Raw genomic sequence first — 12,751 nt, forward strand, 5'->3', positions numbered from 1 at the left:
ATCAAATCATCTCCCGGCATGCCCGGTAAAGGTCCTTCCAATCGTCGCGTTCCTTCACCACGGTTTCGAGGTACTCCTTCCACACCACCAAGTCCTGCACGGGATCTTTGATGATAGCACCTACCAGACCGGCAGCGACATCGCCTGCACGCAGAGTGCCGTCTCCAAAGTGCGCGGCGAGCGCGATGCCGCTGTTGAGCACGCTGATGGCTTCGGCGGTGCTCATGGTGCCGGTGGGTTGCTTGAGCTTCGTTTTGCCATCGGCAGTCTGGCCGTCGCGCAGTTCACGGAAGACCTGGACGATGCGCCGCACTTCCTTGAGCGCGGGTGGTTCGGCGGGAAGTTCGAGCGCTTTGCCCATCTCTCCCACGCGCTTGGTGACGATGGCGATTTCCTCCGCTTCGGTGGCGGGAACGGGAAGCACGACGGTGTTGAAGCGGCGTTTGAGTGCGCTGCTGAGTTCGTTCACGCCTTTGTCACGGTTGTTCGCGGTGGCGATGACGTTGAAGCCGCGATTTGCCTGCGCCTCGCTGGAAAGTTCCGGAATGGGCAGCGTCTTCTCGGACAAAATGGTGATCAGCGTGTCCTGCACATCTGCCGGGATGCGTGTGAGCTCCTCCACCCGCGCGATGCGGCCATCGCTCATCGCCTTCATCAGCGGACTCGGCACCAGCGCCTCTTTTGACGGGCCTTTGGAAAGCAGCAGGGCATAGTTCCAGCCGTAGCGCATCTGTTCTTCGCTCGTGCCAGCGGTGCCTTGAACCAGCCGCGTGGAGTCACCGGAAATCGCAGCGGCAAGATGCTCGGACACCCAGCTTTTCGCCGTGCCGGGCACGCCGTAGAGCAGCAGCGCACGGTCGGTGGCCAGCGTGGCTACCGCGATCTCGATCACCCGTCGGTTGCCAATGTATTTGGCGCTGACCTCAAAGCCGTTATCCAGCTTGCCGCCAAGCAGGTATGTGGCCACCGCCCACGGCGACAGCTCCCAGTTCGTGGGCCGCTGCCGAGTATCGGCCTTTTTCAATTCGTCGAGCTCGTGGGCAAAGAGGTGTTCAGCGTGTTGGCGGAGCGTGTTGATCATGGATAAGCAGGGGTTCTGTTTCAAAGTTTCACGAAGCAAGCTGGCGGCGTTGATCGAGCACCAGGCCCACACGCGCCACGGCCTCGGCAAAGGGCTGGGCTTCCTCCTTGGTAAGATCCCAGCCGCTGGCGAAGTCGTTGAAGGCCGCTGAAGGCATGAGGCATGCGAGCTCGACGAGTGAGGCACGGAGCTGCCAGTCGTAGCGCGCCTCGCCGCTCTGGATGCGCTGCTTCAGGATCTTGATCACTTTCGCGGCCACCGCAGGCGACAGCATCGGCGCGCCCAGCGGCAGGCCTTTGATGAAGCGATCGATCACCGTGCTGAAGGCGACCACGTTGGAGTTGTTGTCGGTCAGCAGCTTGAGGAAATGCGGCTCCCGCATGGCTGGCGGCAGGGTTTCGAGCAGGTCAAAAAACGTGAGCGGACCGTTTGGCGGCAGGGTCGTGCTCAGGAAGGCCTCCGCCCACTCCACGCGCCGCTGCACCGCCTGCGCCTCGGCCCAGCCTTGCAGCAGCACGTCCTTCCAGTCCGACTTTTGCGCCCAGGCCAGGCATTCGCCAGGCGTCATGCCCGTCTGCGTTTCCCACCAGCGCAGCGGCACCTGACGCACGATTTGAAACAACCACCACGCGCGCTCGCCCATGCTCAGGCCCTTCGGCTTTGCTTCCTCGATCAAATCCGGCTTCCATGTGGCATCGTAGGCGGCGGGTGCTTCAAGGGTGCTGACCGTGCCGCGCAGCAGTTTCTTCTCGGACTTCAAGCACAGCGCCGCACGCGCCGACATGCGCTGGGCGAAGCGCGAGTCCGGCAGCGTGGAAAGCAGCCGCGCCGCCACCTGCCGTGCCTCCTTGCTTTTGTCCGCGAGCGTCGATTCGAGCAGATCTTGATCTTCAAGAGTGAGCCCAGTGCCCAGACATTCAATGAACGCGGTACGCTCCTTCGCCCCTTCTGTGCTCATGGCGGCGCGGCACAGCTCGCGCGCTTTCGCGGCATCGGTGGCACGCAGTGTCGTCAGATAGAGCCGCCGCTGATCGAGACTGCCGAGCTGCCACACCTCATCGCTCACGGTGTCCATGTTCACTGCACCTGCGGCGTAGGACCACGCCTCATTTTGCACGGCAAGCCAGGCTCCACGCGAGCCGAGCACCGCCAGCAGACTGGGGCGCAAGGCGATGCTGCGCCGTCCGCACTCCAGTGCTTTTGGCAGCAGACGATGAGGGAGGTGTTTGCCGGCGGAAGCAATGGCTTGAAACGCCTCGACCTGCAGCCGCTCGGGTCCATCGGCAAGAATGGCTGCCAGCAGGTCCATCCGCACATCCTGTGGCGAAGACTCTGACGGTGCAGGTGCAGAACCCACCTGCGCTGGCAGCAGGCCCGCGAGCTGACAGGTGCCCAGCACGCCTGCCGTTTGCAGCAGCGCTTTCTCCACCGCATCGCGTGGGATGCGTCCAAGCAGATCTCCGACCGGTCCCTCAGGAGCCGGCCATTCGGGCGGATGCCGAGCGGTGCCAAGGAGCGCACTGGTGGCAAGTGAGGCGAGCGCGCTCATGCGACTGTGAGCACCTCCGTCCAGCAGGGAGTTTCTTCATTCGGGTGCCAGGCCGTCAGCGGCCGCCAGTGGACCCCATGCCATTCGCCGAAAAGCGTCAGCGGATTTCCACCGCCAAGGGCGAGCAACTGCCAGCCATCATCATCACTGACACGCAGAGGTGCCTCGCGCCCATCAGCATCACGGGCAAGCCACTGCCGCCCGCGCAGCACAGGCGTGGCATGGTGCAGCAGCACCGGCAGGCGTTGAAACCACGGCTGCCGCGCCAGCGCAGAAGCGACAGAATCCAGCGCACGATCCCAGGTCACAACAGCTTCACCATACGCGCCTGCCGCAGCCTCCACCGGAGCATCCACCAGCAGCGCGCGCAGCGGCGCTGCACTCGGGAAGAAGCACAGCGTCGCCTTCAGCCGCGTGCCAGGTACAAACACCTGATCAAAGCGCCGCCCACCATGCGAAAAGTCGAGTAGCAAGGCATCGCGGTCCGAGGTCAGGCCACGCAGCCACACGCGGCGCTCCCACAGCTTGTCGTTCTCATCGTGGCTGACACCCAGCACCTGCCATGTGTCCCCCACCCGATCATTGCCGGCCAGCACCTCGTCTTTGTCCGCGGTCCAGCCCGCGCTGCCGCGCACATCATGCCGCAGCGGTTCAGGCAGCGAGTCCAGCCGCTGCAGCGCATCGGTGAGCAGCTGCATCCGGCCCATCTGCAACAGCGCACGCTCCTGCCAGCCCTCGCCAGATGACACCGCACTTTCGAGCTGGCGCACCCACACGGCAAGACCTGTGGCCTGCGCATCCACCAAACGCGCCGCAGTCTCCCGCCAGTAGGTGGCAGGCTTCGCTGGCAGATCCGCGATCCCCTGCCGCACCAGATCCGCCAGCCAGCGTTCCAAATCACGCGCGCCACCCAGCATGCGGTCGAGCCGTTTCGCCTCCCGCTTCGCAACAGCCGCTTCATCAACGGGCTTCGCCTCGGCCTGCGCCGCTTTTTTCTCCACCTGTTTTTCGCTGCGCTGCTGCCGCGCGGAGAGCCATTCATTCACCCAAGCCGGCTGCGTGTTCGCCGTGAAGGCGCTCTGCTTCTGCGCCAGCAGCAGGTACAACGCCAGCCCGTGCTTGCATGGAAACTTGCGGCTCGGACAGCCGCATTTGAACGACGGCCCGCTGACATCAATGATCACCTGATATGGCTTGGAGCCGCTCCCCTGGCACTCGCCCCAGATCGCTGCTTCATCATGCCCGAGAGTCGGCCACTTCGCCGGAGCCAGCAATCCTCGGGCCGCCTTGGCCGACGAATCGTCGGGGGAAAGGGCAAGGATTTGGTCGGCGGTCAGCATTCGGCCCGATCCAAGCCAATGCCTGACGAAATGGCAAGAAAAGCCTTCGACTCATTCAAAATAGTCGGCTCTCACGCCAACAGATCCTTCACCACGTGTCCGTGGATGTCGGTGAGGCGGTAGTCGCGGCCTTGAAAGCGGTAGGTGAGGCGCTCGTGATCGAAGCCGAGGAGGTGCATCACGGTGGCCTGGAAGTCGTGCACGTGGACTTTATTTTCAGCGACGCTGAAACCGAGTTCGTCGGTGCTGCCGTATTCGAAGCCGCCTTTTACGCCGCCGCCGGCCATGAAGAGTGAGAAGCAGTCGGGGTAGTGATCGCGGCCGAGCACTTTGCTGGCGGCGGTGCGGCCTTCGCGGAAAGGGGTGCGGCCGAATTCACCGCCCCAGATGACGAGGGTGTCGTCCAGCAGGCCGCGCTGCTTGAGATCTTTGATGAGCGCGGCCACGGGCTTGTCGGTGGCGGCCATTTTGTTGGTCAAGCCTGTAGTGATGCCGCTGCCTTCGCTGGTGCCGTGGAAGTCCCAGCCCCAGTCGAAGAGATTCACGAAGCGCACGCCTTTTTCGATGAGGCGGCGCGCGAGCAGGCAGTTGTTGGCGAAGCTCGCCTCGCCGGGCTTGGCGCCGTAGGCTTCGATCACGTGCTGCGGCTCCTTCGAGATGTCCATGACCTCGGGCACGCTGGTCTGCATGCGGAAGGCGAGCTCATACTGAGCCATGCGCGTGATGGTCTCTGGATGGCCGAATTCGGCGACCTGCTGCTGGTTGAGATCCTGCAGGGCATCGAGCGTCTTGCGGCGCATTGCGCGGTTCATGCCAGCGGGATCGCTGACAAAGAGGACGGGATCGCCCTTGCTGCGGCACTGCACACCCTGATACACGCTGGGGATGAAGCCGCTGCCCCAGCAGCCCTGGCCGCCGCTGGGCTGTGTGCCGCTGGAGATGAGCGCGACGAAGCCTGGCAGATCCTGATTCTCCGTGCCGAGTCCATAGGTGGCCCATGAACCCATGGAGGGCCGGCCCTGCCGTGCATGACCGGTGAAGAGCAGCAGCTCCGCCGGCGCGTGATTGAACTGATCCGTGTTCATGGAGCGGATCATGCACATCTCATCGGCGATGGTGTGGAAGTTCGGACAGGCATCGCTCATGGTGATGCCGCCTTTGCCGTAGCGCGCAAAGGTGCGCGGGGTGCCCATGAGCTTGGGCACGCCGGTGGTGAAGGCGAAGCGGCGACCTTTGAGGATCGAGTCAGGGCAGTCCTGCCCGCTGCGCTTCACGAGCTCGGGTTTGTAATCAAACAGATCGAGGTGCGGCGGCGCACCCGACATGTGCAGGTAGATCACGCGCTTGGCCTTCGGCGCATACTGAGACTTCTTGGGTGCGAGCGGATTGTCCGAGGCCGCACTGGCTCCCGCCTTCTGCTGCATCGCATGCATGGCGATAGCCCCGAGGCTGAACTGCCCCGCGTTGCCGAGGAACTGGCGGCGCGTCTTGAGCTGAAGGGTGTCGTGAGTGATGGGGTTCATGGGGAAATCAGTGTGGAATTAACGGCGCATCAAAAACTCATCCAGATTCATCACCACGTTAGCGATGGTCGTCCACGCGGCGAGTTCGGCAATGTCGGTGTCTTTGGGCGCGGGGCCGAGAGGATCGGTGGCCATCTTGGTGGCGTCCGCAGGATCGGCGCGATAAGTGGTGAGTGAGTCGTTGTAGAGCTGCGTCAAAGATGAAGTTTCATGCGCATTCGGGGCGCGTGAGAGGCAGAGTTTGAAGAGGAGGGCGAGGCGCCCGGGGGTTGCCTTGGCTTCGGCGACGAGGCGGCGGGCCATGGCTTGATTCGTTTCGATGAAGACGGGATCATTGAGTGTCACGAAGGCCTGCAGGGGTGTGTTGGTGCGGCTGCGGCGGATCATGCAGACTTCGCGGTTGCCGGCGTCGAAGGTGGTGAAGCTGGCGTAGGGGCTGTTGCGGCGCACTTCGGTGTAGAGGCTGCGGCGGTGCTTGTCCTCGCCGGGGCTGATCGTCCAGTCGTTGCTGCGGCCAAAGGCGGTGGTGAGGCCGAGATTGGGAGTCAGCGGGCGCACGGGAGGGCCATACATTTTGGCGCTGAGGAGGCCGCTGACGGCGAGGGCTTGATCCCGAAGAAGTTCACCGGTGGGACGGAAGCGTGGGCCGCGGGCGAGGAGGCGGTTATCGGGATCGCGCTCATTGAGTTCCGGTGTGGTCTTGGTGGTTTGCTGATAGGCCTGGCTGGTGAGCAGCAGCTTGAGCATGTGCTTGATGTCCCAACCGCTGTCCATGAGCTCGGCGGCGAGCCAGTCGAGCAGCTCTGGATGCACCGGCAGATCTCCCTGGCTGCCGAACTCCTCGCTGCTGCGCACGATGCCGGTGCCGAAGATGCTTTCCCACAGGCGGTTCACGGTGACGCGTGCGGTGAGCGGATTATCGCGACTGACGAGCCATTTGGCCATGGTGAGGCGATTGCGCGGGGCATTGGCGGGCAGGGGATTGAAGGTTGCGGGAGTGCCTTCGCTGACTTCATCACCCAGAGCCTGCCAGTTGCCACGGAGCTGGATTTTCGTGACGCGACGCTGCTTCGGATCGAGATCGCGCATGATGGGCACGGTGACGGGCTTGAGGGCGGCGAGTTCTTTGTTCGCGGCGGCGAGGCGGGTGCGCTCGGTGGCGGATGCTTTGGCAATATTCCGCACGAAGTACTCCACCACGGTCTGCTGCTGCGCGGACGTGCGTTTGTCCTTGGCCTGAGCGAGAGCGGCGACGACATTCTGCGGCACTTTGGTGACCTGCTGCACGCGGGCATCTCCTGTATAGCTGAGGCGGAAGCTGCCGAGGGTGTGCTGCTTGAACTCGCTGTTTTGTGCGAGGGTGATGCGGAGCTTGGAGCCGGAGGGAACGACCACCGGTGATGCAGCCAGCAGGGTGAGGGTGTGCGACTTGTCGGCGGCACCCGAGACGGCCCAGCCCTGCTGCTTTTTATCTTTGGGTTTCAGCACGGAGGCAGCGGTAAAACCGGTCTGTTCATAATCAGCCAGTGCGGTGGTGAAGCTCACGGCGACCGGGCCGCTGATGGCGAAGGCTTTGTCTTTCGCAGGCGCGGGAGTGTTTTCGCTCTTCCACACGGTCTGGCGTTTGTCATCGAGCAGCACGACGCGGAAGCCATCGAGACGGCTGCCGACGTTGCCATCGGTGCGGTTCCAGATGGTGACACGATCCACGGGTTTGGAGGCCTTCAGATCGACTTCCCACCAGGGATCGTTGTCAGTGCCGGCGGTATGAGCCACGCTGCTTTTCGCGTAATCGCCTTCGGTGTTGCCATCGATGGCACGCTTGGCGGCGGCATCGGTGTACATGCTGCTTTGTGTGGCGACACCGGCTGGCCCGATGTTTTCACTGCCGCTGAACACCTGGACTTCGGCCAGTTGGAGCATCTTTTTATCACCGGGCAGTTCGATGCGTACGTAGCGTGCCTGCGGTGCTTGTTTGGAGTCTGGCGGCACGACTTCCGCTTTCACGTCGGTGATGACGAAGTTGCTGAAACCGGAGGCTGGCATCGTTTCGATGCGCAGGGCACTGAGCTTGTCGCCGGTGGCCGGGAGTTCGATGGTGTAGCTGTCTTTGTCGCTGTTTTTGGGGATCGAAACGGCACCGCCTGCGGCGATGGCGGCGGTTTGTTTGGACTGCGTGGTCACCTTGGCCGGCTGCGGGGTCTGCCAGCCGAGATCGCGGGCAAAGCCCTGGTCCCAGGCATCGAGTCCAGCAAGCCACGCGGGGGCAGGGGAGGTGAACTTCTGCTCCAGAGCGTCGATCTCCTTTTTCAGATTTGTGCGTTGCTGGATCAACTCGCGGGTGTCGAAGCTGTGCAGGGGTACTTCGTCCTTCTTGTCGCTGTCGGCGCTTTGATTGAGGAAGGCGTAGAACTGGAAGTACTCGTTGATCGTGATGGGATCAAACTTGTGGGTGTGGCACTGGGCGCAGGCCATGGTGGTGCCCATCCAGACGGCGAAGGTGGTGTTTACCCGGTCAATGATGGCGGCGTTGCGGAACTCCTCGTCATCGGTGCCGCCTTCATTTTGCGTCATCGTGTTGCGGTGGAATGCGGTGGCGATGAGTTGATCATCTGTCGGATTAGGCAGCAGATCGCCGGCGTTTTGCTCGATAGTGAACTGATCAAACGGCATGTTCGAATTCAGCGCGCGCACGACCCAGTCGCGGTAGGCCCAGATCTCACGTGGCTGGTCGCTGGGGTAGCCGGAGCTGTCCGCGTAGCGTGCGAGATCGAGCCACTGCCGTGCCCAATGCTCGCCGTAGGCAGGGAGGGAGAGGTAGTGATCGACGATCTTGTCGTAGGGCTGCTTGGACAATGAATCGAGCTCTGCGAGCGTGGGAGGCAGGCCGGTCAGATCGAGCGCGACGCGGCGGATCAGCGTGGCGGTATCGGCCTGGGGCGAATACTTGAGTCCTTCCTGAGTCAGGCGCTGCAGGAGGAAGGCGTCCACGGGCTGTTTGGAGCCTGCCGGAACGGCTGGTTTCACCACCTTCTCATAGCTCCAGTGCTTGCCCCAGGGCGCGCCTTGTTTGATCCATTCGGTCAGAAGGGCGATCTGCGCGGGAGAGATGGTCTTGTGCTGCTTTGGGGGCGGCATGACCTCATCAGGGTCCTTGGTGAGGATGCGCTCCAGAAGGGCGCTTTTTTCGGGATGTCCCGGCACCACAGCGGTGGCGCCGTCGTTGTTCTTTTTGGCGCTGGTTTCGTCGTCGAGGCGCAGGCCGGCTTCGCGCTTCTTTTCGTCAGGGCCGTGGCAGAAAAAGCAGTTCTCACTCAGGATGGGCCGGATCTCTTTGGAGAACTGGATGGGACGCGGTGCCGGCTCCGCGACGGCGGAGGCAACCAGAAAAAGGGTGATGAAGGGGCGAATCACCTCTCAGATACGCCGGAGAATCACCAATCTTGACGCGGAGCGGCATTCTCCATGCCCGGAGCGGATGCGCATTGGCGGCACGCCCTTATGGATGGCCCGGCTCATCCTCAGCGGCCACTCCGGGCCCTCCAGACGCTAAAACCCCGCCTTTACCTTCGGCCTCATTCCGCTACCATCCGCGCTCCCTTTTCCAGCCATGTCCGCCGTCCCCACCGCCGCCCAGATCCGCCAGAGCTTCCTCGACTTCTTCAAGGAGAAGCAGCACACCATCGTCCCCAGTGACAACGTGGGCTACACCAGCCGCGACGGCGCACGCATTTTCACCAATGCTGGCATGAACCAGTTTGTGCCCATTTTCCTCGGCGAGCGCAGCGCGGACGTGGACACCTGGCCGGGCGTCCTTCACAAGGGCCTGCCAACCCGTGCGGCGGACACGCAGAAGTGCATCCGCGCCGGCGGCAAGCACAACGACCTGGAAGACGTGGGTCTGGACACCTACCACCACACGCTTTTCGAAATGCTGGGCAACTGGTCCTTCGGCGACTACTTCAAAAAAGAAGCCATCTCCTGGGCCTGGGAGCTTGTCATCGAGCGCTGGAAGTTCCCGCCGACCCGCGTGTTTGCCACCATTTATCAGCCCGGCAAGGGCGACCCCGCTGAGCGCGACCAGGAAGCCTGGGACATCTGGGCGGAGAAGTTCCGCAGCATCGGCCTTGATCCCGACATCCACATCGTCAACGGCAACAAGAAGGACAACTTCTGGATGATGGGTGACACCGGCCCCTGCGGCCCCTGCACCGAGATCCACATCGACCTCACTCCCGGCGCTCCGAACCTCGACGAAGACCGCCAGCGCGCAGGTGCCAAGCTCGTGAACGGCAGCGACGCGAGCTGCATCGAGATCTGGAACAACGTCTTCATTCAGTACAACGCCAACCCGGATGGCAGCTTCGTCCCGCTCCCCGCGCAGCACGTGGACACCGGCATGGGCTTTGAGCGCGTGTGCTCGATCATCCAGGGCACGAAGAACTTCACCGACTTCGAGACCGCCAAGATCAGCAACTACGACACCGACGTCTTCAAGCCCATCTTTGATGAGCTCACCAAGCTCTCCGGCAAGACCTACGCCAGCACGCTGCCGAAGGCCAATGAGCAGGGCCATGTGGTGCCCGTGACCGAGCAGGAGAAGATCGACGTCGCCTTCCGCGTCATCGCCGACCACCTGCGCACCCTCAGCTTCGCGATTGCAGATGGAATTCAGCCTGGCAACAGCGACCGCAACTACACGCTCCGCCGCATCCTGCGCCGCGCTGTGAAGTATGGCCGCACGCTGGAGTTTAAAGAGCCGTTCTTCTTCAAACTTGTCGATGTTCTCGCGGCGCAGATGGGCGATGTGTTCCCGGAACTGCGCACGAAGAAGGAGCAGATCAAGAGTGTGCTGAAGTTGGAAGAGGAGGCGTTCAATCGGACGCTGGATCGTGGAATGGAATTGTTTGATCGAGAAATTGCGAGACTCCGTCAATACGTAAACTATGAGAACGTTGGAGGGGAGACTAATCATCCCGCGCCGATTGAAGCGGAGTTCGCCTTCAAGCTTTATGATACCTACGGCTTCCCCCTCGACCTCACCGAGCTCATGGCCCGCGAACGTGGTGTTTTTGTAGACGCCGAGGGCTTTGACAAGCTCATGGAAGAGCAGAAGGAGCGCGCCCGCGAAGCCGGCAAGAAGAACAAGCAGGTCGTCTCCGTCTCCGAAATCGAAACCAAGGCGCCGACCAAGTTCATTGGTTACGATGCCCTCGAAGCTGACGTGCGCGTGCTTGAAGTCGTCGAGATGAAGGACAAGACCGCCGTCGTGCTCGACGTCTCCACCTGCTACGCCGAAATGGGCGGCCAGATTGGCGATGCGGGTCAGTTGATTCTCGGTGCGAACACTTATCCGATCAGTGCCACGACCAAGGTCGGCAACACCTGGCTGCACTTCCTCGAAGGCGACGAAGCGCCTGCCGTGGATGCCACGGTGAAGCTCATTGTCGATGCGCCACGTCGTCACGCCATCGAGAGGCACCACACCGTCACGCACATCCTGCATTGGGCGCTGCATGAAGTGGTGAACAAGGATGCCACGCAGAAGGGCTCCTCCGTCACGCCTGACAAGCTCACCTTCGACTTCAACAGCGCCGCGCTCACCGCGCAGCAGATCAGCGACATCGAGCGTCTCGTGAACGAGCGCATCGTCGCCAACGATCCCGTCTCCTGGACCGAAGTTCCCTACGTGGAAGCCAAGGCCAACAACGGCATCATGGCGCTCTTCGGTGAGAAGTACGGCGACCTCGTCCGCGTGGTGCAAATCGGCGGCCAGCGCAACAAGCTTGATGGCTGGAGCATGGAGCTCTGCGGCGGCACCCACACCCGTAGCACCGGCGAGATCGGCCTCTTCCGTCTTGTCAGCGAAAGCGCCGTCGCCTCCGGCGTGCGTCGTATCGAAGCCATCGCCGGCCTCGAGGCCTACAACGCCGCGCGCGCTGATGCTGAACTCCTCAAACTCCTCGCTGGTAAAGTCAGCGCGCAAGGCGCCGCCGATTTGGAGAAGAAGCTCGATCAGATTCTCACGCAGCAGAAGGAACTCGAAAAAGCCCTCAAGGCTGCGCAGCAGCGCGAGGCTTCTGTGAAGGCCAAAGACCTCATCGCCACTGCTGCGAACAATACCATCATCACCAACCTCGGTGATGTGGATGCTGATTACGCTGTGGGCGTGGCTGAAGCCTTGAAGGGCACCTTCAACGGCATCGTCGTTCTCGCTGCAACGGGCGGTGGCAGCGTGGCGTTGATCGCCAGCGTCGCCAAAGAGCATCAGGGCAAAGTGCAGGCTGGGAAGATCATCCAGAGCATTGCTCCGATCGTCGGTGGCAAAGGCGGTGGTAAGCCCGACTTTGCACGCGGCGGCGGCAAGGACGTGGCCAAGGTGGATGCGGCGCTGACGGAAGCGCGGAAGCTGATTGGGGCATAAACCTCACTTCGCTTCCCAGCATCGTATACCCACCGTGCGTATTGTAGTCCCGCCTTCAGGCGGTTCCGGGCGCGCGTCCGCATAACACCCGCTGTCCAGAACCGCTTAAAAGCGGGACTACAATACGGCCTTGCGTGGCTCGGACACTCGCGCTGAAGTCACGCCATGTACGCCTGGCGAAAATGGACGCAGGAGATGCGTGAAGAAGTGCTGAAACGCCGCAAGCTGCTCAATCGTCCTTGGCACGGCCCGCCGCACTTCAGTGGTCAGCAGACGAGCCAGTATCTCATCACGGGCACATGCTACGAGCATGCACCAATCATCGGAGCCTCGATAGAACGCATGGATGATTTCGTGAAGCAGATGCAACATACGTTTGAGTCAACCAATGCCGTCATCCACGCATGGTGAGTCCTCCCCAATCACTACCATGTGCTGGCGACCACCCCAGACCTCCCGCCCCTCATCACACACCTCGGCAAACTGCATGGCCGCATGTCCTTCGCCTGGAATGGCGAGGACAATGCACGTGGGCGTATCTGCTGGCATCGCACCACCGATCGCGCGATGCGCAGCGAATCCCACTTCTGGACGACCGTGAACTACATCCATCACAACGCCGTCAAACACGGCCATGCCTCCAAATGGACCGAATGGCCTTGGTCCAGCGCTCATGATTACCTGCGAGAGACTGGCCGAGATCAAGCAGCCTGCATCTGGCGGGCCTATCCCCTCCTTGAATACGGCGCACTCTGGGATGATTGAATCTTCGTATTGTAGTCCCGGCTTTAGCCGGTTCCGGGCGAATGTTCCAAGACACCCGCCATCCAGAAC

Annotated in this window: 8 protein-coding genes; 3 read left to right on the forward strand and 5 right to left on the reverse strand. The window is 62.1% G+C overall.

From position 1 onward, the window contains the following. Position 1 precedes the first annotated feature (1 nt). The 5 genes from WAW39_RS20905 to WAW39_RS20925 form a co-directional block, all read right to left on the reverse strand. A complete protein-coding gene (locus tag WAW39_RS20905; protein WP_422321103.1) occupies positions 2 to 1,081 on the reverse strand; it encodes an ATP-binding protein in 1,080 nt (359 codons plus the stop codon). 28 nt (positions 1,082 to 1,109) lie between these two features. Further along, a complete protein-coding gene (locus tag WAW39_RS20910; protein ID WP_422321104.1) occupies positions 1,110 to 2,630 on the reverse strand; it encodes a DUF5691 domain-containing protein in 1,521 nt (506 codons plus the stop codon). Further along, positions 2,627 to 3,970 (reverse strand): SWIM zinc finger family protein, encoded by a 1,344-nt coding sequence (locus WAW39_RS20915; protein WP_422321105.1) that lies wholly within the window; start codon positions 3,968 to 3,970, stop codon positions 2,627 to 2,629. Before WAW39_RS20915 ends, WAW39_RS20910 begins: the two co-directional genes overlap by 4 nt. A 71-nt stretch (positions 3,971 to 4,041) precedes the next feature. After that, complete coding sequence (locus tag WAW39_RS20920; protein ID WP_422321106.1) at positions 4,042 to 5,493, reverse strand: DUF1501 domain-containing protein; 1,452 nt, start codon at positions 5,491 to 5,493, stop codon at positions 4,042 to 4,044. An 18-nt stretch (positions 5,494 to 5,511) separates the two neighbouring features. Next, positions 5,512 to 8,907, reverse strand: a complete 3,396-nt coding sequence (locus tag WAW39_RS20925) for a DUF1553 domain-containing protein (RefSeq protein WP_422321107.1) — start codon at positions 8,905 to 8,907, stop codon at positions 5,512 to 5,514. Between the two features lie 196 nt (positions 8,908 to 9,103). Here WAW39_RS20925 and alaS point away from each other — a divergent pair, with 196 nt between their 5' ends. From alaS to WAW39_RS20940, 3 genes are all read left to right on the forward strand, one after another. Continuing rightward, complete coding sequence (alaS, locus tag WAW39_RS20930) at positions 9,104 to 11,917, forward strand: alanine--tRNA ligase (RefSeq protein ID WP_422321108.1); 2,814 nt, start codon at positions 9,104 to 9,106, stop codon at positions 11,915 to 11,917. A 165-nt stretch (positions 11,918 to 12,082) separates the two neighbouring features. Continuing rightward, a complete protein-coding gene (locus WAW39_RS20935) occupies positions 12,083 to 12,328 on the forward strand; it encodes a hypothetical protein (protein WP_422321109.1) in 246 nt (81 codons plus the stop codon). Between the two features lie 21 nt (positions 12,329 to 12,349). Then, complete coding sequence (locus tag WAW39_RS20940) at positions 12,350 to 12,682, forward strand: hypothetical protein (protein ID WP_422321110.1); 333 nt, start codon at positions 12,350 to 12,352, stop codon at positions 12,680 to 12,682. The last annotated feature ends 69 nt before the right edge of the window (positions 12,683 to 12,751 follow it).

This window comes from Prosthecobacter sp., assembly GCF_049294395.1.
Taxonomy (GTDB): domain Bacteria; phylum Verrucomicrobiota; class Verrucomicrobiia; order Verrucomicrobiales; family Verrucomicrobiaceae; genus Prosthecobacter.